22 protein-coding genes and 1 pseudogene are annotated in these 21,694 nt (G+C 55.9%); 12 read left to right on the top strand and 11 right to left on the bottom strand.

Annotation, left to right across the window (positions count from 1 at the left end; translation table 11 throughout):
• Nucleotides 1-4: 4 nt before the first annotated feature.
• The 3 genes from AC1DUO_RS07945 to AC1DUO_RS07935 are packed head-to-tail and all read left to right on the top strand — an operon-like array spanning nt 5 to nt 4,552.
• Entirely contained in the window at nt 5-1,243 is a 1,239-nt protein-coding gene (locus AC1DUO_RS07945) for an MDR family MFS transporter (RefSeq protein ID WP_119262349.1), read from the top strand.
• A 13-nt stretch (nt 1,244-1,256) separates the two neighbouring features.
• Nucleotides 1,257-2,765, top strand: coding sequence for an ABC transporter substrate-binding protein (locus AC1DUO_RS07940; protein ID WP_119262350.1), 1,509 nt, complete (start codon nt 1,257-1,259; stop codon nt 2,763-2,765).
• On the top strand, nt 2,765-4,552 hold the full coding sequence (locus tag AC1DUO_RS07935; protein WP_112151458.1) for an ABC transporter permease subunit: 1,788 nt from the start codon (nt 2,765-2,767) through the stop codon (nt 4,550-4,552). The genes AC1DUO_RS07940 and AC1DUO_RS07935 overlap by 1 nt, the downstream gene beginning before the upstream one ends.
• A gap of 16 nt (nt 4,553-4,568) precedes the next feature.
• Here the strand turns inward: AC1DUO_RS07935 and AC1DUO_RS07930 are convergent, their stop codons facing one another.
• Nucleotides 4,569-5,549, bottom strand: a complete 981-nt coding sequence (locus AC1DUO_RS07930; protein ID WP_013578069.1) for a GNAT family N-acetyltransferase — start codon at nt 5,547-5,549, stop codon at nt 4,569-4,571.
• A 230-nt stretch (nt 5,550-5,779) separates the two neighbouring features.
• On the opposite strand from AC1DUO_RS07930, the gene AC1DUO_RS07925 reads away from it, so the two are divergent.
• Together AC1DUO_RS07925 and AC1DUO_RS07920 are read left to right on the top strand one after the other, a co-directional pair.
• Nucleotides 5,780-6,022 carry a hypothetical protein gene (locus AC1DUO_RS07925; RefSeq protein WP_119262352.1) on the top strand — a complete coding sequence of 81 codons (243 nt, stop codon included), beginning with the start codon at nt 5,780-5,782 and terminating at the stop codon, nt 6,020-6,022.
• Nucleotides 5,968-6,102: pseudogene (locus tag AC1DUO_RS07920) on the top strand (type VI secretion system baseplate subunit TssG); the annotation flags it as partial. The gene AC1DUO_RS07925 and the pseudogene AC1DUO_RS07920, both read left to right, overlap by 55 nt.
• 43 nt (nt 6,103-6,145) lie before the next feature.
• On the opposite strand, the gene AC1DUO_RS07915 reads toward AC1DUO_RS07920, so the two are convergent.
• From AC1DUO_RS07915 to AC1DUO_RS07890, 6 genes are read right to left on the bottom strand one after another with little or no spacing between them, the layout of a single operon-like run.
• A complete protein-coding gene (locus tag AC1DUO_RS07915) occupies nt 6,146-6,916 on the bottom strand; it encodes an ABC transporter ATP-binding protein (protein ID WP_112151588.1) in 771 nt (256 codons plus the stop codon).
• A 24-nt stretch (nt 6,917-6,940) separates the two neighbouring features.
• Nucleotides 6,941-7,807, bottom strand: a complete 867-nt coding sequence (locus AC1DUO_RS07910; RefSeq protein ID WP_119262444.1) for an ABC transporter ATP-binding protein — start codon at nt 7,805-7,807, stop codon at nt 6,941-6,943.
• The gene (locus AC1DUO_RS07905; RefSeq protein WP_013578055.1) at nt 7,779-8,684 is read right to left on the bottom strand and encodes an ABC transporter permease; all 906 of its coding nucleotides are present in this window, start codon (nt 8,682-8,684) and stop codon (nt 7,779-7,781) included. Before AC1DUO_RS07905 ends, AC1DUO_RS07910 begins: the two co-directional genes overlap by 29 nt.
• On the bottom strand, nt 8,681-9,697 hold the full coding sequence (locus tag AC1DUO_RS07900) for an ABC transporter permease (protein ID WP_119262445.1): 1,017 nt from the start codon (nt 9,695-9,697) through the stop codon (nt 8,681-8,683). The genes AC1DUO_RS07905 and AC1DUO_RS07900 overlap by 4 nt, the downstream gene beginning before the upstream one ends.
• Before the next feature lie 41 nt (nt 9,698-9,738).
• A complete protein-coding gene (locus AC1DUO_RS07895) occupies nt 9,739-11,382 on the bottom strand; it encodes an ABC transporter substrate-binding protein (RefSeq protein WP_404814849.1) in 1,644 nt (547 codons plus the stop codon).
• 50 nt (nt 11,383-11,432) lie between these two features.
• Entirely contained in the window at nt 11,433-12,587 is a 1,155-nt protein-coding gene (locus tag AC1DUO_RS07890) for a mandelate racemase family protein (protein WP_037033211.1), read from the bottom strand.
• Nucleotides 12,588-12,975: 388 nt separating this feature from the next.
• On the opposite strand from AC1DUO_RS07890, the gene exoX reads away from it, so the two are divergent.
• A complete protein-coding gene (gene exoX, locus AC1DUO_RS07885) occupies nt 12,976-13,638 on the top strand; it encodes an exodeoxyribonuclease X (protein ID WP_013578051.1) in 663 nt (220 codons plus the stop codon).
• Nucleotides 13,639-13,642: 4 nt separating this feature from the next.
• Here exoX and AC1DUO_RS07880 read toward each other — a convergent pair whose 3' ends face one another.
• Nucleotides 13,643-14,548 carry a LysR family transcriptional regulator gene (locus AC1DUO_RS07880; protein ID WP_119262353.1) on the bottom strand — a complete coding sequence of 302 codons (906 nt, stop codon included), beginning with the start codon at nt 14,546-14,548 and terminating at the stop codon, nt 13,643-13,645.
• A gap of 134 nt (nt 14,549-14,682) precedes the next feature.
• On the opposite strand from AC1DUO_RS07880, the gene AC1DUO_RS07875 reads away from it, so the two are divergent.
• The 6 genes from AC1DUO_RS07875 to AC1DUO_RS07850 all read left to right on the top strand — a co-directional run bounded on the left by AC1DUO_RS07875 (nt 14,683) and on the right by AC1DUO_RS07850 (nt 19,553).
• On the top strand, nt 14,683-16,104 hold the full coding sequence (locus AC1DUO_RS07875) for an MFS transporter (protein WP_119262354.1): 1,422 nt from the start codon (nt 14,683-14,685) through the stop codon (nt 16,102-16,104).
• 39 nt (nt 16,105-16,143) lie between these two features.
• Nucleotides 16,144-16,833 carry a helix-turn-helix transcriptional regulator gene (locus AC1DUO_RS07870; protein WP_013578048.1) on the top strand — a complete coding sequence of 230 codons (690 nt, stop codon included), beginning with the start codon at nt 16,144-16,146 and terminating at the stop codon, nt 16,831-16,833.
• Between the two features lie 97 nt (nt 16,834-16,930).
• Nucleotides 16,931-17,302, top strand: coding sequence for a VOC family protein (locus tag AC1DUO_RS07865; protein ID WP_119262355.1), 372 nt, complete (start codon nt 16,931-16,933; stop codon nt 17,300-17,302).
• A 212-nt stretch (nt 17,303-17,514) separates the two neighbouring features.
• Nucleotides 17,515-17,754: a DUF1272 domain-containing protein gene (locus tag AC1DUO_RS07860; RefSeq protein WP_072012244.1), complete on the top strand. Its 240-nt coding sequence runs from the start codon at nt 17,515-17,517 to the stop codon at nt 17,752-17,754.
• A gap of 198 nt (nt 17,755-17,952) precedes the next feature.
• A complete protein-coding gene (locus tag AC1DUO_RS07855; RefSeq protein ID WP_013578045.1) occupies nt 17,953-18,597 on the top strand; it encodes a hypothetical protein in 645 nt (214 codons plus the stop codon).
• A gap of 296 nt (nt 18,598-18,893) precedes the next feature.
• The gene (locus tag AC1DUO_RS07850; RefSeq protein WP_014416637.1) at nt 18,894-19,553 is read left to right on the top strand and encodes a LysR family substrate-binding domain-containing protein; all 660 of its coding nucleotides are present in this window, start codon (nt 18,894-18,896) and stop codon (nt 19,551-19,553) included.
• Here the strand turns inward: AC1DUO_RS07850 and AC1DUO_RS07845 are convergent.
• Genes AC1DUO_RS07845 through AC1DUO_RS07835 form a run of 3 tightly spaced genes read right to left on the bottom strand, consistent with a single transcriptional unit; the run spans nt 19,526 to nt 21,671 of the window.
• On the bottom strand, nt 19,526-20,509 hold the full coding sequence (locus AC1DUO_RS07845; protein ID WP_013578043.1) for a saccharopine dehydrogenase family protein: 984 nt from the start codon (nt 20,507-20,509) through the stop codon (nt 19,526-19,528). The two genes, AC1DUO_RS07850 and AC1DUO_RS07845, sit on opposite strands and share 28 nt — an antisense overlap.
• Nucleotides 20,506-20,910: a VOC family protein gene (locus AC1DUO_RS07840; protein WP_013578042.1), complete on the bottom strand. Its 405-nt coding sequence runs from the start codon at nt 20,908-20,910 to the stop codon at nt 20,506-20,508. Before AC1DUO_RS07840 ends, AC1DUO_RS07845 begins: the two co-directional genes overlap by 4 nt.
• Nucleotides 20,911-20,927: 17 nt before the next feature.
• Nucleotides 20,928-21,671: an SDR family NAD(P)-dependent oxidoreductase gene (locus tag AC1DUO_RS07835; protein WP_477986972.1), complete on the bottom strand. Its 744-nt coding sequence runs from the start codon at nt 21,669-21,671 to the stop codon at nt 20,928-20,930.
• Nucleotides 21,672-21,694 lie beyond the last annotated feature (23 nt).

The following is a 21,694-nucleotide window of genomic DNA, read 5'->3' as shown; positions in this document are numbered from 1 at the left end:
CCGGATGCTGACCCGTTCCATTGCCCGCGCTTCTGCGCCAAAACCACCGCTGCTGCTCGCCAGCAATCTGGTATTTAACATTGGCTTTTATGCCGTCGTGCCGTTCCTGGCGATTTTTCTGCGCGACGACTTATTGCTTTCCGGCTGGGCGATCGGGCTGGTGCTGGGTTTGCGGACATTCTCGCAACAGGGCATGTTTTTGCTCGGCGGGGCACTGTCTGACCGCTACGGCGCACGGGTCATCATTCTGCTGGGCTGCGTGGTGCGTATCACCGGTTTTCTGCTGCTCGGGCTTTCCGACACACTGGCACCGGTGATTCTCGGCGCCTGTCTGACCGGCATCGGCGGCGCACTGTTTTCCCCTTCGATCGAAGCGCTGCTGGCACAGGCAGGAACGCACAGCGAGAAAGCCGGAAAACGCAGCCGGGCAGAATGGTTCGCGCTCTCGGCGGTCTGCGCGGAACTGGGTGCGGTGCTGGGGCCATTGCTCGGATCGCTGCTGTCCGGTTACGGTTTTCAGCCGGTGGCGCTGGCCGGTTCCGGTCTGTTTCTGATTGCGCTGGTGGTGTTGTTTTTCACGCTGCCCGCCACGCCGGAACGCACCGCTGAACTGAAAATTGTGCCGTGGTGGCAGACCTTCCGTCAGCCGCGTTTTGTGGCCTTTATTATTGCCTACAGCGCTTATCTGTTCAGCTACAACCAGTTGTATCTGGCGCTGCCGGTGGAGCTGCGCCGTTCGGGCGGCAGCGAGCAGGATCTCGGGCCGCTGTTCGTGCTGGCCTCGGTTCTGGTGATCGTTCTGCAAATGCCGCTGGCGCGTTTTTCCCGCCGGATAGGCGCGGCGCGGATTTTACCTGCGGGCTTCGGATTGCTGTCTTCCGCGTTTATCGCCGTGGCGCTTTTCGCCTGGACAATACCGCCGGAAGGCTGGCTGCGGCTGCTGCCTTCCGTATTACTGATTACCCTGCTGACTGTCGGCCAGATGCTGATTGTGCCGGTCGGGATGGATCTCATTCCGCGCTTTGCCGGGCAACATAATCTCGGTGCGCATTATGGTGCGCTGTCGTCGATGGGCGGCGCTGCGGTGCTCGCGGGCAATTTCCTGCTCGGCGGCCTGCTCGATAACGCCCTGACACCCTCTCCGGGCGCAGTGATTCCGTGGCTGGCGCTGGCCGCCGTTCCCTTTTTAAGCGCGCTGGCGATGTGGCGAATCTGCCGCCAGTTGCCCCCTCCTGCAATCTGACAAGGAACTTCTGATGTCTCTGTTACGTGTAAGCCCGCTGGCCGGGCTGCTTTCTGCTGCCCTTTTACTGACCGGTTGCTTCAGTGAAGCCGATAAAACCCCGGAAAAAAGCGCGGATCCACGCCTGCGGCTGGCGATGTTACAGCCGCCGCGTTCCGGCCTGACGCCGCTCAGCGACGATGCATTTAAACTCTCACGCTGGAGTACAGCAGAGACGCTGGTGACGCTCGATAAGCTCGGCGAAGCGCAACCGGCGCTGGCCATCCGCTGGCAGCCAATCGGTAATCACAGCTGGCGTTTCGCGCTGCGTGCCGGTGTGAAATTCCACGACGGCAGCCCGCTTGATGCCGCCACAGTGGTGAATGCACTGACCGTCGCCGCCCATGCCGCGCCGAAACCGCGCATTCTGGATGGCGTGCAACTGACCGCCGTGGCTGACGGCGCACTGGCGGTGATTGTGACCACCGCACTGCCGGATCCGTTGCTGCCGCAGCGTCTGTCCAGCCCGCAACTGGCGATTCTTTCACAAAAAGCCTACAGCGCCAGCGGCGTGGCGGATCCACGCCATACCGGTTCCGGCCCGTTTGAACTGGTGCAGGTGAATGGCACCAGCAGCGCCCGGCTTGAACGTTTCGCAGGTTACTGGGGTGAAAAGGCCAAAGCCAGCGGCATTGATGTCAGTTTCGTGCCGGACGGCACCGCACGCGGCGCGGCATTACGCAGCGGCACAGCGGATATTGTCGAAGCCATTCCCGTGTCTCAGGCCCCGCTGCTCGATCAGAACTTAATCCACGAGGTGCCGATGCCGCGCACCAACACGCTGTATCTCAATACGCGCCTCGGCGTCATGCAGGATCCGGCGCTGCGTGCCGCCGTTCGCGAGGCGATTAACCGTCAGCAACTGGTGGATAATGTCTACGAAAAACGCGCAGATGTGGCGCAGGGTCTGCTCGGCCCGGCACTCCCCTGGGCAGCACAACTGCGCCAGCCGGTGAGCCATCCGGTAGCTGCCCGTAAACCGGCCGGTGAAACCATCACGTTAGCGACATTCAGTGACCGCGCTGAACTGCCGGAGGTGGCGGTGTATCTTGCGCAACAACTGAAGGCCGCCGGTTTTACCGTGACACAGGTAGTGCGCGAATACTCACAAATCGAATCTGACGCGCTGGCAGGCAAGTTCGATGCCTTTATTTTATCCCGTGCGACGGTGCTGGATTCCGGCGACCCGGTGGCCTATATGTACAGCGATTTTGCCTGCAAAGGGTCGTTTAACATTGCGCAGCTTTGCCGCCCTGACATCGATCAGGCGCTGCAAAAGGCTGCCGTTATTCCGGCTGGCGCTGAACGCCGCCAGGCGATCATGCAGGCTGAAAACCTGATCCTCGCCACGGATGCCGCCATTCCAATGTTGCATGAACGGGTGATTCAGGGCGAAGCAGCGGATATTCGTGATGCAGTGCGCGACCCGCGTGAACGCACATTAATCAATGCCGCAACACAACGTGCGGTTCAGGCCGACTGATGAGTGAATCTCTGTATTGCCGCACCTGCATGGCCGTCAGCCGTGTTCGCATGAGCCAGACCGGCGGTGCGTGGATACCGCTGATTTCGCGCTTGCTGACGCTGGCCGCCATCGTGGTATTGATCGGCCTGTTGCCGTGGCTGTCGGGCAGTGATCCGGCACTGACCTTGCTGCGCGCAAAATCCGGTGAGCAGGAAGCCACGGCAGAAACGCTCAATGCGATCCGCCTTACTCTGGGGTTAGATCAGGGGCCGTGGCATGCACTGACCCACTGGCTGGCCGGTTTGTTGCGGGGGGACGCGGGAATTTCCTGGGTATCCGGCATGCCGGTTTTACCCGGCATGTTGCGGGCCACCGGCGTTTCACTGACGCTGATGGCGGCTTCCGCTGGCGTGGCGTTTCTGATTGCACTGCTGTTATGCGCGGGCACGATGATTCGTGGCTTGCAGGGCGGCACGGCACGCCCGGCCGGTTTTCTGGCCGCACTGCTGACGGCGCTGCCCGAGTTTTTACTGGCGTCGGTGCTGCTGATTACCGGCGCTGTCTGGCTGAAATTTTTCCCGCCTTATGGCTGGTCCGGCTGGTATTACGCTGTGCTGCCTGCGCTGGCGCTGGGCATTCCGGCAGGCGGATATCTCGGGCGGCTGTATTCCGATGCCCTCAGCGGTGTCTTTAATGAAAGCTGGCTGACCACCTGGAGCGTGCTGGGCATTTCGCGCCGCCATACCGCACTGGCCATCATCCGGCGCGCATTGCCCGGGGTAATGCCGTTAACCGGACTGGTGCTGGTGTCGCTGACCGGCGGTGCAATCGCGGTGGAAAAAGTCTTCGCCATCCCCGGCCTGGGGCGCGCTACGCTGGGCGCGGCGGCAGCGGGAGATTTACCGGCGTTACAAACCGGCGTGCTGATCCTGCTGCTGCTGGCCTCCGCCATCGGCATGCTGACGGGCGGCATGCGGCGGATATTACTGGGCCGTGCGTTGTCATTGGGTGCGGTGCCGGTTCCGCAACCCGATGCCACGCCCGAGAAACAGCGGGCATGGCTGCCGTGGCTTTGTCTGAGCGTTCTGGTCGTTATGGTTCTCGCCGGTTTGCCGCGCGACCCGCTGACATCAGAGTATTTGCGCCTGCAATCCCCCTCTTTCGCTTTGCCGTTTGGCGCTGACGCGATGGGTCGTGACCTTCTCGCCCGCGTGGCGCGTGGCACATTCAGCACCTGTTTGCAGGCACTGAGTGTTTCACTGATTTGCCTGCTCGCAGGCGTGATTACCGGTGCTTTTCCCCGTGCTATGACCGGCCCGATTGAAGTCACTAACGCACTGCCGCCGGTCATTGCCGGGCTGGTGATCGCTGCCATCAATGGCCCAACCGCCACCGGCGCGGCGATTGCCGTCACCGCCGTAAGCTGGGCGCCGCTGGCAGCACATACCGCCGCGCTGGTGGCCGAAATCCGCGCAAGGCCATACATGCAGATGCTTGCGGTCATTGGCGTGGGCGCGTTGCGCCGTAATGTATTTTATGTGTTTCCTGCGCTGGCGGGTCCGCTGTTGCGCCACGCCCTGCTGCGTTTACCGGGCATCGCGCTGGCGCTGGCGTCATTAGGTTTTCTCGGGCTTGGCGCATCCCCGCCCGCACCGGAATGGGGACGCGTGCTGGCGGAAGGGATGCCGTATATTGAACGCGCCCCGTGGAGTGTGCTCGCGCCTGCCGGTGCGCTGGCGCTGCTGTCCGTGATGGCGGTGACGATGAGCAGTTTGCGCTGGAAAAAAACCGTCAGGGCTGGCTGAACTGTTACCTGAATCATTATTTTCGCGCCAATCTGACGGTACTGCCGCCCTGATGACCGGCCGGACTCAATTTCGCCTCATGACAATCTCCGGTCAGGCGTGTATTTTTTCGCTGTTCTGTTACGTGCTCAAAATCTTCTTTTTTCAGATGCATCGGGGTGATGGGCATGCCGTAGAAATCACGGGTGGGCCCGGTGATTTTTCCACCCAGCTCGCTGATGATCCTGACCGTGGAATCCCGCGCCTCCATTATCACGTTATCTGTTTCTTCAAGCATCTCCGTCAGGGAAACCCGCGCCAGTTGCCTGCCGATGCCCATCCCGCGATAACAAGGATTAACGGCAAACCTTCCCCAGTGCCATTCGTTATTTTCCTGCCAGCAGGCGACAGTGCCCAGAACATATTCTCCCGAGCGAACTATCCAGCATTTAGTTTTAAGCTCTGCGGGTAACAGAATAAGCGCCTGCGGAATATTCTGTTCCTGCGAAAAAGTCTCCATTAAGAGTTTTTTCACTTCGGGAAGGTAATTACTGCGCATAATTTCAATTTGTATTCTTTGCGGATGACGTGCGGCATTCCGCCGGAAAGTATTTATTCTCAACGCACGTAACCCATTAATTATTTCCTGCGCTTGCTGTAATTCCATTGCATTTTGAACAAATGAAAATTCATTATCCGCCGAAGCATCAGCCGCGGCTAAACACTGCGCACCTGCCGTCGTCAGCTGAAAACTTTTTTGCCGCTTGTCTCTCTCTCCGGTGACCGGTTCAACATAATTTTTTCCGGCCAGCACGTTCAGCGTGCGGCTTAGCGAGGCCTTATCCATGCTCAGTTGCAGGCATAACTCAGCAAAAGACGTCACGCCGTTCTTTGAAAGATAGGTCAGCAGATGCGCCTGCGTAAGAGATAAACCCGAGCGAAAACAGTTTTTATCCAGCAACCCGAGCTCCCTGACAAGGTAACGCAGCTCGGTGCGAATCGAATGAATGGCCGTCATTTTTAACTCTGTTAGTTGATAGTATCAACGAAATTAAACAGCTTCCGCCATTCTGTCAACCCTGAACTACATCCCTCAATCCACTCATACACTACCGTTCAATTCTGAGCCGCTGCGCCGGCACTTATCTGGCATTATGTTAACGAAACACAATGGATTCATTTCATAACCAGTAAACAGGGTGTCGATTAACCAGCCACATGCTGCGTTGTGTCAAAGGGAATTAAAAAATGAGCATTCAGGAATATATTCTTGCAGGCAGTAAATTACCGGTCCACAACCATTATCAGCTACGTCTTAAAAGACTTGAATCTCAGCAGCCCGGCGTCGATATTTCAGTGCTCAGGTTCAGCGGCAGCGAGGCTATCAGCGATATTCTGCGCTATGAGATAGCGTTTACACGCACGGGGAAAGATGCGCACCGCTGCCGCGTCTGGGCGATCGCACTCTGTTCGCGGGTTACAACGTGGTGATGGGGTTGCGGCAAGATAATCTGGATAAAATGCCGGAGCAGGTGACGATGAAACTGGGCAGGATCAGGGATAAGAGGTAAAAGGCCGCTGCATCACTGCCGCTACAGTGGCCTTTTATCCTTCCTATAGCATCACTTTTGCCGCCATTTCCCGGCTGTAGTCACGGCTGGCATCGACCAGCACGCGGGTGTAATCATCCCGGATATCGCCGCGCAGCAAGGCATCAGTGTCCAGCGTTTCGAGGATTTTGCCGTATTTCATTACTGCAACACGCTGGCAAAGATGGGCGATAACCCCCAGATCGTGTGTCACCATCAGATACGTCAACCCTTCCTCTTTTTGAAGATCGAACAGCAAATTAAGTATTTCCGCCTGCACGGAAACATCCAGCGCAGACGTGGGTTCATCGAGCAGCAGAACACGCGGTTTAAGGATCAGCGCCCGCGCAATCGCCACGCGCTGGCGCTGACCGCCGGAAAGCTGATGCGGATAGCGGCTGCGGAATGCGCGGTTCAGACCCACTTTCTCCAGAATGGTGTTAATCCGCTGCTCCCGCTGGTCGATACGATGGATTTGCAACGGTTCTTCCAGAATATCGCCGATAGTATGGCGCGGATGAAGTGAACCATACGGATCCTGAAACACCATCTGTACCAGTCTGCAACGCTCGCGGCCAATGCGGTGCTCGAGCTGCTGACCATCGATTTCCAGCTCACCCTGCCAGTGAGTAAACAATCCCGCCAGACATTTCAGCACCGTGGTTTTACCGGAACCGGATTCGCCCACCAGCCCGAAAATCTCGCCTTCACGCACGGCAATATTGACCTCGGTCAGCACCTGCGTGGTCTTCGCGCCCTCACCGAAACTCAGGTTCAGGTTGCGCACGTCTATCATCGTTTTCTGTGGCATACGTGCTCCTTAATCGGTCAGCCAGCTGGCCTGACGTTGCATCACCGGCAGCGGATAACGGCGGTTATCCATGTCCGGCAGCGCGTTCAGCAGACCACGGGTGTACGGATGCTGCGCGTTATCCAGATCGGCTGCGGCAATGGATTCGACAATGCGCCCGGCGTACATCACCAGCACGCGGTCGCAGAAACTGCGCACCAGATTGATGTCGTGACTGATAAATATCAGCCCCAGACCGCGGGTTTTCACCAGGTCGTCGAGCAGCGCCAGCACCTGCAAACGCACGGACACATCAAGCGCCGAGGTCGGCTCATCGGCAATCACCATTTCCGGGTCAGTGATCAGCATCATCGCGATCATGATGCGCTGCCCCTGTCCGCCGGAAATCTCGTGCGGATACAGGCCGTATACACGTTCAGGTTCGCGGATACGCACCACGTCGAGCATGTTCAGCACTTTGCTTTTGGCATCGTTATAGGAACATTTGTGGTGCGAACGCCACGCCTCAGCAATCTGATCGCCGACGCACAGCACCGGATTCAGCGAATATTTCGGGTCCTGCATAATCATTGAAATCCGCTTACCGCGCACCTGTCGCATCTGCGCCGGGCTGGCGTGCAGCAAATCCACATCGGCGAACTGCATTTTGCTGGCGGTGATACGCGCTTTCGACGGATGCAGATGCAGCAGCGCACGCCCCACGGTGGATTTACCCGATCCGGATTCACCGACTATCGCCAGTTTTTCGCGCCCGAGCTGGAAAGACACGCCGCGTACTGCCTGCGTGACCTGACGGCCATTCACAAAGCTGACGTGCAAATCCTGCACATCGAGTAACGCCGGAGCGTCAGTCATTTCGGGGATCGAGAATGTCACGAAGGCCATCTCCTAAAAAGTTGAACGCCAGGCTGTTAATCAGGATCGCCAGACCGGGAATAGTCGCCACCCACCAGCACTCCATCATGTACGTACGGCCGCTTGATATCATTGCGCCCCACTCCGGATCCGGCGGCTGGGCGCCAAGCCCGAGGAAACCCAGACCGGCTGCGGTCAGGATAATCCCCGCCATATTCATGGTGATACGGATGATCACCGACGGCAGGCACAGCGGCACAATGTGACGCCACAACACCCGCAGCGGACTCGCGCCCTGCAAACGTACCGCTGAGATAAAGTCAGCCTGTCGCAGCGAGAGCGTTTCGGCCCGCGCCAGACGCGCAATCGGTGGCCAGGCGGTGAGCGTAATGGCGATCACCACATGTTCCAGCCCCGGCCCGAGTGCCGCGACAAATGCCAGCGCCAGCACCAGACTCGGGAACGAGATGAAGATGTCAGTGACGCGCATCAGCACCATGTCGGTTTTCCCGCCGAAATAACCGGCGGTAACGCCAAGCAGCAAACCGAGCGGCCCGACGGTAACCGACACCAGCAACACGATATACAGCGTGATACGCGAGCCATACACCAGACGGCTGAAGATATCGCGGCCAAACTCGTCAGTGCCGAACCAGTGCGCCGCCGACGGCGGGCTGAGCGCATTGTTTAAATCCTGCACCAGCGGATGAAACGGTGCGATCCACGGCGCAAAAACCGCCACAATCATCAGCACCAGAACAATCGCGCCACCGATGGCGGTCAGCGGATTACACGCCATCTGCCACAGAAAATGGCCCGCCCGGCCAAACGCCCTTTTCACGCGCTGACGTTTTTCGTCGCCCGCGCTGAGCGTGACGGAATCAAGGGAAATCGTCATACTTTTGTCCTCGGATCAAAGACCTGATACAGCAGGTCAGAGAGCAAATTCAGCACCACGAAAATCATACCCACCACCAGCACGCAGCCCATCACCGCATTCATATCGCCCAGCATCAGGCTGCTGGTGAGATACGAACCGAAGCCCGGCCAGGAAAACACCGTTTCGATCAGCACCGCGCCTTCCAGCAGCGAGCCGTATGCCAGCGCCACCACGGTCAGCAACTGAACCAGAATGTTGCGGAACGCGTGATTCCACAGCACATGCCATTCGCTCAGCCCTTTCACGCGGGCGGTGATGATAAATTCCTGCGAAAGCTGCGCCAGCATAAAACTGCGGGTCATGCGGCTGATGTAGGCCAGCGAGTGAAAACCGAGCAGTGCCGCGGGTAAAATCAGATGATTAAGCGCGTTGCGAAACACTTCCCCGTTGCCTGCGATCAGTGCGTCGATCAGCATAAAACCGCTGTGGCGGGTAACCTGTCCGTCGAGGCTGAAATCCAGCCGCCCGGCACCGCCGACCCAGCCCAGCCAGGCGTAAAACACCAGCAAGCCCATCATGCCGACCCAGAATATCGGGGTGGAATAACCCGCCAGGCTGATGATGCGCACCACATAATCCGCGATGCTGTTGCGTTTTGCCGCCGCCAGCACACCGAGCGGAATGCCGACGCCCGCACCGAGAATGATCGCCAGCGTCGCCAGTTCCATGGTGGCCGGGAACACGCGCAGAATGTCCTGCGTCACCGGTTTACCGGTCAGCAGCGCATTGCCCAAATCGCCATGCGCCAGCCCGGAAAGGTAAATACCGAACTGCGTCCACAGCGGTTTATCAAAGCCGAGCTGATGGTAAACCTGCTCATAGGTGCTGTGGTCGGCGTCCGGTCCGACAATCGCCAGCACCGGATCCACCGGCATCACGCGGCCGATAAAAAACGTCAGCAGCAGCAGTCCGAACAGCGTGACCGCTACCTGCACCAGACGTTTGCCGATGCGCCCGGCAGGGAATGACATCCGCGCCGTTTGCTTTGAAGCAGGAGCCGGAATTTGCATGGTCATAACCCTTTACCTCCGGTTGGCTGCACGTCAGCAGGTTCGTCTTTCCAGACGTCACGCAGGAACGTGGTGGCAGAAGGATGCGGCAGGTAGTTTTTGACGTCCCTGCGCACCACAATGGAATCAACCATTTGCGAGAGCGGCACCAGCGCCGGGATCAGCGCGTCGTAGCGTTGCTGAATGGCGAAGTAATCCTGCTTTTGTTTCTCCGGGTCACGTTCCAGCAGCGCCTGATCGATATCCGCATTCAGCTGTTTGTCATAGAAACCGGTGCGCCAGCCCTGAAAATTGGTCAGCCGTGCCGCATCGTTGTTATCCGGGTTGTAGACCAGCGCACGCAGGCTGGAATGCGGATGGGGTTCCACGCCGCTGCCGCCGCGCCCGACCAGCATGTCGAACTTGCGTTCACGCATCGCGCCGTAAATCTGGTTGCCGGTACCGGTAACGATTTTGGCGCGGATCCCCGCCTGCATCAGCGTGGACTGCACCGCAATCGCGATATTGAGGAAAGGCTGATCGGCCAGTACCCGCAGCGTAGTATCAAAACCGTTGGGATAACCGGCTTCCGCCAGCAAAGTTCTGGCACGCGGGATATCCAGCTTATAACCCGGATCCGGCAACGTGGCAGGCATACCGACCTGGATAGGACGCTGATGCACGATGCCATAACCGTCCATCAGCGCCTTGCCGATACCCTGGTAATCAATCAGATAGCGCACCGCTTCGCGTACTTTCGGGTTAGCGAAATGCGGCTCTTTCATGCTCATCGCCACGTAATAAATGGTGCCTTTTTTCACCTGATCGACCTGCATGGCCGGGTCGTGGCTCAGCGCTTTCACATCGGACACCGCCATGTTATTGGCAATATCCAGATCGCCTTTTTCAATCATCAGGCGCAGCGTCTGGGATTCCTGAAAATGACGGAATACCACGCGCGACAGTTTCGGTTCACCGCGCCAGTACTGCGGATTGCGACTCATGTTCAGCACATCTTTCGCCTGCCAGCTATCGAGACGAAATGGCCCGGAACCGGCTTCGTTGGTGGTCAGCCAGCGGTTACCCCAGTCGCCATTCACTTCATGGGCCTGCACGGTTTTGCTGTCCAGCGCCACCACGCTGCCGAGCGCCGCCAGCGAGTAGATCACCAGTTTCGGATCATTGGGTTTGGGTAACTGAATTTCGACGATACCGGGAGACGGCGAACGCACCATCTCATCGACATTCTTTTTGCTGAATCCGTAGGATTTCCACACCGAGGCCTGTGCCAGATTGAGATGCAGAATGCGGCGCATCGACCACACCACATCGTCAGCAGTCACCGGATTGCCGGAGTGGAATTTCACGCCTTCGCGCAGATGAAACGTGATGAGGTTGCGGGCGTCGTTGACCTCCCACGAGGTCGCCAGTGCGGGGCGCACGTTGGTGAGTTGTTGCGGATCAAGCTCAATCAGCGGGTCATAGAGATTGACCACGATGCCGACAATATCATTGCCGGTCATCGCTGCCGGATCGAGTGTTAACAGGTTATTCATGTTCATGCCGATGATCAGCTGGTCGGGCGGCGTTTTTGCCTGCGCCGTCCAGCCAGCCGTCATCAGCAGGAGCGCGAAAAGCCATGCGCCCCACGGTTTGCCAGAGTTCATGATGTACCTTCCGGGTAGAGTCAGAGGTTTATTATTTTTCTGCCCGCAGGTCAGTCGCGGCTGACGGTATGGGTTTCTATGTAATCAAAATTAATGTCCTCTCCGAGGCCGGGGCGGTCAGAAAGATGAACAAAGCCGTGTTCATCCATCGGGTCAACAATGCTGTTCAGGTATGCAGCAGGTTCGTCGTATTCCAGGAACGGATGCAGCAGGCCGCGTTCGTACCAGCGACAGTTGCGGATGGCGCCGACCACCGCCAGACTCGCCGCGCCGTTGCCGTGCACTTCGCAGTCCATCCCAAAAGCTTCCGCCAGACTGGCGACTTTCATGCACGGCGAGATGCCGCCGACGCCGTTGGCACCGGCGCGTAAAATGTCGCAGGCACCGGCCTTCACCCAGTCCGCACGGCTGTGGTGCTTGCCACCCAGACTTTCCGGCCCGATCACGTCGATAGACAGGTTTTCCGCCAGCCAGGCATAAGAAGCCATGCTCTCTTCTTCCATCGGTTCCTCGAACCAGGCGAAGTTGAGTTTTTCCAGCGCCTTACCGATGGTCAGCGCCTGACTGCGGCTGTACCAGTGATAGCCGTCGAGCATCAGTTCGATATCCGGCCCGACCGCTTCACGCACGGCGGCACAGGCTTTGATGTCCATTTTCGGATCCGGCGCGAACGCCACCGGCGGCATCCAGGTGTGCAGCTTGATAGCCTGATAACCGCGGGCCACCAGTTTTTCGGCAAACTGCCCGAATTCGTCCGGCGTCGACAGCCCGCCCTTCAGTTCGTCGCCACACATGGTGCTGCCGTAAGCCGGGACTTTTTCGCGAAAACCGCCCAGCAGTTTGTGCACCGGCATATTGAGTTTGCGGCCAATAAGATCCCACAATGCCTGCTCGACAAACGACAGTGCCCGCTCGGTCAGCTGATGCGCACTGCCACGTTGCCAGTGAACCAGATCCTGCCAGAGGCGTTCGCGGTCGAACGGATTCTGACCTATCAGCACTTTCCTGAAAAATGCGTTCACCACATGCGGACGCACCACTTCCGGCGGTGCGAACGAATATCCGCAATCACCTTCGTCAGTGGTGATCGTTAACATGGCCATTTTCGCCTGACTTTCTTCACCCGGATGAGAATGACCCGCGCTGTCAGAAACGCGACGGGTCGGATAAGTAAAAACAGAGACTTCAACAGAACTTATTTTCACAGCGATACCTGCCATTACTGAGAGAGTTAACGCCCTTCAGAGCGCTTCATCATTGCGCGTCCATTCAGCAGTGTGAGCACACTCACACTTCTTTAAAACCGCAATCCAACAATAATAAAATAGCGTTTCATTATTGAACTTAGCCAGTTTGGTGACGCATTTCCACGGCTAAAAGCCGAAAATTTGCCGGTAGATTTGGGCATCTGCACGACGGAATGTGAGCATTTTCACGAAAGTGAGGGGAAGTGTGATCTGTACAGGAAATAGACGGATGGGATGTAGGGGGATATTGCGGCCTTTACTTTGTGATGAGAAAAGTGGGCACGAGGAAGTCAATCCGTTAGGCTAACGTTTTTAGAAGGTGTTTGCTGACCAGTCGGAGTGGAATATGTTGCGCGTTATTGATACGGAAACTTGTGGATTACAAGGCGGCGTGGTTGAAGTGGCTTCGGTCGACATTGAAGACGGGAAAATCGTCAACCCGATGAGTGATCTGGTGCGCCCCGACCGGCCGATAAGCCATCAGGCAATGGCCATCCACAAAATTACCGAGGCCATGGTGGCCGACAAACCGTGGATTGAAGAGATCATTCCACGTTATCACGGCAGCCAATATTATGTGGCCCATAACGCCAGCTTTGACCAGCGCATGCTACCCGATATGCCGGGTGACTGGATTTGCACCGTGAAACTTTCCCGCCGTTTATGGCCGGGGATCAAATACAGCAACATGGCGCTCTACAAATCCCTCAAGCTGGACGTGGCAACGCCTGCGGATCTGCATCATCACCGCGCGCTGTTTGACTGCTACATCACCGCCGCGTTACTTATCCGCATCATGGATGAATCCGGCTGGACACCGGAAGAAATGGTGACCATTACCGGCCGCCCTGCGCTGGTGAGCACCATGATGTTTGGGAAATATCGCGGCAGAAAAATTGCTGAAATCGCCGAAGACGACCCGATGTACCTGCGCTGGATGCTGAATAACATCAAAGAATTAACGCCTGACCTGCGGATGACACTCAGGCATTATCTGGAGGTAGAGTAACGCGTTACAGCGTCACCTTATCACGACACACTCCCAATACCAGTTGCCGCAGCCAGCGGTGCGCAGGGTCAACTTCTGAACGCGGATGCCACATCTGGGAAATCGTGATTTCACGGGTTTCCAGCGGCAGTTCGAAAGCATATAACCGGTCTGGCTCAGCAATCATGAATGACGCGGGGATCAGCGCCACCAGATCGGAGTTTTGCGCAATCGCCAGGGCGGCGGAAAAACCCGGCACGACGGCGGCAATTTTCCTTTTCAGCCCGACTTCGGCCAGCGCGTCATCCACAGGTCCGTAAGTGTTGTTGCGACGTGAAACGACAACATGCCCGAACGACACGTATTCGTGCGCGGTAATCGTTTTCTTAAGCGCCAGCGGATGACCTTTTCTCACCACGCCCATAAACCTGTCGCGGAACAAAGTTTGCAAACGAATTTCCGGTCCCATTTCGCCTAAAACACCAATCTCAAGATCCACCCGCCCTTCCCGCAACGCATTGGAGGTTTTTTCCGGTTTTGGCATAAATCGCAAACATACAGAAGGGGCCACCTGCGCAGCGGCGGCAATCATCGCCGCGCCAAATGCCACCACAAAACCATCGTTGGAACGGATCAGGAAAGTACGCTCAAGTCTGGCTAAATTGAAATCTGCTGATGAAGGCCGCAACAGGGCGCGCGCCTCAAACGCCACATTCCGGGTGCGCTGGCGGATTTCTTCGGCATAAGGCGTCAGCACCATATTTCGTCCGGCGCGCACCAGCAGCGGATCGCCGGTGGTTTCGCGCAGGCGACCCAGTGTACGGCTCATAGCAGAGGCGCTTAATCCCAGACGTCGGGCAGCAGCGGCTACACTTGCTTCAGCCAGCAGCACATCAAGTGCAATAAGTAAGTTCAGATCGGGTTCAGTCATCTGAACAGAGTAACGCAACGGCAATAATGAGAGAAGGCGTTTGGTGCAGGTATTAAGTGCAGATGCTGCGTCTTCCGCACTATATTACCTGCCGGTATAGTTACCTGACTCAATATCAATAAGGCGAATGCGTTATGGAATTATTTTCCGACAAACCAGGCGATGAAGGATTACCCGGCCGTGAACGGGGATTTGCCATGGCCGCCGTGATGATCATGGCAACGATGGCGGTATTCGACGGTTCGATGGTCAACATCGCACTGCCACAGATTGCACATGCACTGGATATCTCGGCAGGTGCAGCGGTCTGGGTGTCGAACGGTTATCTGCTGTCGGCGTCCATGACACTGGCAATCTTCGCCGCGCTGGCCAGCCGCATCGGTTTCCGTCCGCTGTTTGCCGCCGGACTGACGGTGTTCACCCTTGCCTCTTTGGGTTGTGCGCTGTCATCATCGCTCGACATGTTGATTATCATGCGGGTGCTTCAGGGAATTGGCGCAGCAGCCACGCTGAGTATTGGCCCGGCGATATTGCGCTCCGTTTTCCCCAACCGCCTTCTCGGACGAATACTGGGGCTGAATGCTCTGATGATCGCCACCAGCACCGCTGTCGCGCCGGTGCTGGGCGGGACAATATTATCGGCGATGAGCTGGCAGTGGCTGTTCGCGATCAATATTCCGCTCGGCATTATTGCGGTCATTCTTACGCTGCGCGTGGTGCCATCAAACCCCGCCAGTACGCGCCAGCCGTTTGATACTGCCGGGGCGATTTTATCGGCAGTCGCACTGGGCGCGCTGATTATGGCGGCAGAATCCTTTGCGCATCCGGGAAATGACAAACTTGCCACCGCCATAACCTATGGCCTGACGGCGATAATTGCAGGCGTGGCCTTTGTCTGGCGTCAGCGTCGGGCGCCAAAACCGCTGCTGCCGCTCGGCATGTTTGCCTCCACGCGGTTCACGCTGGCGGCCTTCACCTCCCTGGCCTCATTCGTCAGCCAGGGCATCACCTTTGTCGCGCTGCCGTTCCTGTTTCAGAGCGTTTACGGTTACAGCGCCTTTGTTTCCGCATTACTTTTCACGCCCTGGCCGCTGGGGATTATTCTGGCGGCACCGCATGCAGGACGCCTTGCCGACCGTTATCCGGCCGCCATTATTTCTACTGTGGGTCTGGCGGTATTTGCGGTGGGATTACTGTTACTCGCGCAACTTCCCGCGCAACCCCAGGTCTGGGATATCGGCCTGAGAAGCTTTATCTGCGGACTGGGCTTCGGCTGTTTCCAGAGCCCGAACAACCGTGAAATGCTCTCCAACGCTTCACGGGAAAACAGCGGTTATGCCTCCGGCGTACTGGCCATTATGCGCACCTTCGGCCAGTGTCTCGGTGCCGCGTGCGTCGGGGTCATCCTGACAATTTATTCTGCCAGTAGTGTGGTGCAGGAGGCCCGGGCAGTGCAGGTCAGTTTATGGGTGGCGGTGATGGCGACGGTGCTGGCGAGTGTGATAAGCGTGAGCCGCCTGCGAGGTCAGCGCGGTCACTTGCAGGCGGAGAAATAATGGAAATAATAGATAACCGATACCTAAGAGAGTAACACCGTGTCCCGTTCCCAGCGTTTGCTTGATTTAATTCAGATCCTCCGCCGCCACCGGTTTCCGGTGACCGGGTTAACGCTGGCTGCGGAACTCAATATCAGCGTCAGAACGCTCTACCGGGATATCGCAACATTGCAGGAGCAGGGAGCCGATATTCAGGGCGAGCCGGGGCTGGGATATATTTTGCGCCCCGGTTTCATGCTTCCTCCTCTGATGTTTTCCGAGGATGAAATCCAGGCACTGGTGTTGGGTTCCCGCTGGGTATCCAGACGTAGCGACGGGCAACTGAGCGCGGCAGCAAAAAACGCGCTTGCCAAAATTGCAGCGGTGCTGCCCGAAGATCTGCGCATGTCTTTGGAATCGACAACCTTACTCATCGGCCCAGCAGACAATTCTGGCGCAGACGCAGCCTTATTACCGCAAATCCGTCAGGCAATTAAAGACGAACGTAAAATTGAAATTGTTTATCGCAGCCTGAAAAATGAAAGTTCCTCCCGGGTGATCTGGCCATTTGCCCTCGGTTATTTCGATCAGGTTCAGATACTGATCGCATGGTGCGAGTCGCGTCAGAGCTTTCGTCATTTCCGCACCGACTGCATTATGTCTCTCAAACGAACGGATGAGCGCTACCCAAGGCGGCGTCAGAGATTGCTGAAAGAGTGGCAGGATAAGGAACAAATCTCACCTCAGTAACCCGAATCACTCCTGACAGAAACTGGCAGTGGTGGCCACTAAGATACTCAGTAACAGACATCAAACCGGATGTCTTTTCATTCCTGAGGGGCCATTAATGATTGATTCAAACTTCGTTATTTTGTACGTCAACAATCCGCAGGTCAGCGCCAGATTCTATGAAGACCTTCTGGAAAAACAACCCGTTGAGGCTTCAGCCACTTTCGCCATGTTTGTTCTACCCTCAGGGATGAGGCTGGGCCTTTGGTCAAAGCATACTGTCGAACCCGCCGCTGAAGGTTATGCCGGAAATGGTGAGATCGTCTTTTCTGCTAACAGCAATGAACAGGTCGATGCTCTCTGCTCTCTCTGGCGCGATAAGGGACTTGAGATAATGCAGGAACCTGTTGAGATGGATTTCGGCTATACCTTTCTCGCGTTGGATCCTGACGGGTATCGCCTGCGGGTTTACCGGTTGTCGATAGAGTAAACAGCTCAACCCGGAGCGCCCTCACAGGCGCTCTGCTTAAATCAACGGGTTCTGATACGCATTCCAGCGATTGCCGCAGATGTTTCGTTATTCCGGTCAGTCCTTGCGCCGGATCTTTCCCAAACACCTGTTTCAGGATATGTTTATGACGAAACAGACCGGCGAACGTCTGATGGTTATCCCTGAAGTCATACTGTTGAAGGATAAATTCTATGCTGGAACTGAGACCCAACTGCGAGTGTTGCAATACCGATCTCCCCCCTGCTGCTGATGCCAGAATTTGCTCGTTTGAATGCACATTCTGTGTAACCTGTGCCGAAGACAAACTTCACGGGATATGCCCCAACTGTGGCGGAGAACTCGTTGCCCGTCCGCGCAGACCGGCCAATAAACTGGCCAATAATCCGGCGTCCATAACACGGGTATTTAAGCCAGAGGGCTGTGCTTCTTAGTTCCGCGCAGTGTCACGCCAGAGTTTCAGCCGCTGGCGTGCCTTCATCCAAAACAACGGTCATCTGTCTTCTCCTTACTTCAGGACATATAAACGCTTCTGTTTCCTGAAACTGAACTAAAGTTATCCTTCTCCTGCCACTCCCGCTGCATAAAGGGAGTCAAAGAATTCTATAACATTATTATTAAAAAGGATTTTTATGCCCCGCATCACTTCTCTGGTTTCTTCATCTGCACTGATCGGTTCGGTTTTTCTGCTCACCGGGTGTCCGCCCCCGCCTGATTTAACCCAGTGGCAGCGCCCTGGCAGCACCATAGATGACGCGCGTGTTGCGATGGGGCAATGCGGCGTCCCGCTTCCGGGGCCGGAACCTTCTTTTACCGACAATGAAACGGTGCTGTATTACCAGTGCATGGAGGGGAAAGGATTTACCTATAAGGGCGATTTCCATATTTGCGATTACTACAAAAACACCCCTGCCTGCATCGAGAAACAACAGGGACATCCGCTCAGTCAGCGACAGCTCGAAGCGCTACCTTTTGTCGCCGATAAGGGTTTTCACCCGATCAAACCGGATTCAGGCCGGGATGAGTCACAGCTCATCAGCTGGCGTAAAGCGGGCGCCTCACTGCATTTTTCACACGCTGTGGAGAACGATAAGCTCGCGTTACAAATGATGTATGAATGCGGATATCCGAAACCGCTAGGCTCGGTTCCTTTCGTTCCGACCATTCTTAAGGCCGCGAAAGTTCAGCAATGCATGCTGGATAAAGGTTTTGAACCGAAACATAAACTCATGCTGGTTTGCCGCAATTATCCGCAAGTGACAGGCTGCGGGAAATAGCGAAACCTATGTCCAGATTTCCCTGCCATCCGGCATTGAAGTGGTCAACAAATACACGATGTTTCATCAAGATGGTAAATCTACGAAGTCGAGAATATCTATGAATTTTCTGAGAATGACTGCTTCACTCTCGTCCACCAGAGATCCATAACCCCAATTTGCAAATGCAAACGACATTTCGTATCCCTGGGCGGCCTCAAAATCATTCTTATTGTCTCCGATCATTATCTTATGAAGCTTACCGTAATCGGCACGTGCTACAACTGCGTGTAGGTGTCTGGGGTCAGGTTGGAAGAGTGGAGATAGGTTATGTTGGTTCAGCGGCATTTTTTGGGGTACTCCAGGAACAGGTCCAGCGGTTTCGCAATAAATGGCCCGACGTTATGCTTAACACGAAGGAATTACCCACCGAGCAGATCCTGCCACTCCTGGAGGAAGGCAGGATAGATTTGGCTTTTGTCCGAACGCCCGTGCATCTGCCTCTGTCTGTCTCCAGCCATGTCATGGCACGGGACCGATTCTGTGTGGCTCTGCCGGCAGACCACGCTCTGTCGAAGATGTCGACGGACATTCTCCCGCGCGCGCTTTCCAATGAGTCGTTTGTGATCCCAGAACAAGGTCTGGGCTTGCGTGAGGTCGCAAGGCGCGGAAAATTCGATCCACATATCGTCTCGTCGCCCGGAACTCTGGTTGCGGTGTTGACACAAGTAGCGCTGGGTATGGGTGTCGCAATCATTCCCAGTGTGCTGATCAACACGATTCAATTGCCGAATGTCGTTTTCAGAGAAATTGCCGGCCCTGCTATTGTTTCGGAGGTGGCGGCACTATTTCGAAGGCATGAGCGATTGCCAACGGTGCGCAATCTTATTGAACAGATGCTCGAGACTGACTGCCGCGCAGCTTTAGCATGGTTTTACACACCTATGGCTCAAAGTATGGAAATACGCGTCCCTTGAATACTCAGCGCAAAATCTGCACCAAATACTTTAGCTGGCGTCTGAAATCCAGGCTGGCTTGTTCCGCTAAGCACCCGCCTGGCGGCTTCGACCGCAGCGAGTGGCGTATAGGAATATCCGTTGACCGTTTCAATGACTGCATGGTGAATGTCACCATCAACCCCGGTCATTTCTACCACTGCACGAGCGACATTACCTGCGCGCTCTTCCTGAGAGGGGCCATCAGGCAAGCGTGATAAATCTCCGGATGGAAAGGCATCGCCACTCACATGGACATACATTTCAATATTTGGAATGCCGGTTGAATGCCATGCAGTAACAAGATCACCGAAAGAGAGTGGCGCACATTCTACTTTCCCTTCACCAAAATCAAAAAAGTCTGTTTTGGCATCGGTTTTCGTCGTCAGTTCACCATTGACCCTGGCAAGCAGACCCGCGCTGATAATCTCTCCCACACTGAAGGCCGAACCCCGTGACATTGAGCCTGCAACCTGCAGCGCAATTCTCAAGCGTACAGGCTCATGCACCTTTTCAGCTATCGTCACCGCGAGACAATCCGTTGGCACAACATCCCATCCCACACCAGGCAGTAACATGACCCTGGCCGTGGAGGCGAGATCATGCAGTGACTCAGCCAGCCGATAAACGTTGATTTCGGCAGTAATATCCAGGTAATGAACACCCTGAATAATGCAGGCTCGCATCAGTGATTCTGAGGTATGAGCAAAAGGACCGGCGCAGTTCAATACAACCGTTATCCCGTCTAAATGACGAGGGAGAGCCCCGGCATCATCCAACGCAAAAGCATGGGCCCTTACGTCCAATGTTTTCGCYAGTTCATCCAGTTTTTCTTTATTTCTGCCGGCAATCACGAAATTGAGACCAGCGTCTTTTGCCTGTTTGGCAATCATGCGTCCGGTATAACCGGTGGCACCGTAAATAAGTAATGTTTTCATGATGAGGTGTGCTGCCAACTTTTATAGACGAATTCCAGGGTGTAGCCGTCGGGATCGATAACGCCGGCAGCGTAATAACGGGGATCATAATAAAGGCGTGCGCCCGGCGCACCATTGTCAGCGGCTCCCGCACTCATTGCTGCGGCATAGGCTTCATCAACCCTTTCTTTGCTATTAGCGACAAAGCCAACGTGCGTGGCCCCGCCTGCAGCGTCCCCCTCGCGCAGCCAGAAAAATATCCGGCCGTTGGCACCAAAGCCTTTGAGGTCAGGATGCCCCGGCGGCCCATCATTTCCGTCATAGTCCAGGCGAACGGTGACGCCGAGAGGCGCCAGGGCTGCGGTGTAAAACGCAACGGATCGCCCGATTTCAGTCACCGATAGAAAGATATGATCGATCATAGAGCCTCCTGTCATCATTAAATGTGATAGCCGCCAGCCACTTCGATGGACTGAGCATTAACCCAGCCATTTTCATCCGACACCAGACTCGCAATGGCCTTACCTACATCGTCAGGCTCCCCAACGCGTCCAAGCGCTGTTTGTGAAGCGAGTAAGGCTTCGAACTCATCATTCAGGCCGCCGCCCAGGCCGGTACGAATTGCACCTAGAGAAATAGCGTTTGCGCGAATACGGCGTGGCCCAAACTCCTTGGCCATATAGCGTGTCAGTACCTCGAGCCCTCCTTTGAAAGCGGCATAAGGCGCCACACCTGAAGTCGCAACGCGTGTCGTTGCGCTGGTCACATTCACGATGTGCCCCCCATCAGCAAGGACGGGCAAAAGAGCCTGTGTCAGGAAGAACGGGCCTTTAAGGTGAACATTGAACAGACTGTCGAACTCATTTTCTGTCACCGTTTCAATCGGGTTAAAAAGGCCGAAACCGGCATTGTTGATCAGTACATCAAAATCAGAACGTTGCCAGAAACGGTGTAGTAAATCCTCAAGGGTCTTCCTAAAGGTAAGGAAAGTTTCAGAGCGCGAAACGTCAAGCTGGACAGCGATAGCCTTACCGCCAGTCGCTTCGATTTGTTTGATAACCTTGTCAGCGGCTTCGGGATGATTATGGTAGGTGAGTACCACGCCCATACCGCGTGCGGCACACTGGATAGCCGTACTGGCTCCTGTACCACTGCTTCCACCTGTTACAAGAATAACTTTCATGATGTTTCCTTTCTCTGTGTTTG

The sequence above is a fragment of the Rahnella sp. P4_A8 genome (genome assembly GCF_056402435.1).
This window is presented reverse-complemented; position numbering and strand designations above follow the sequence as displayed.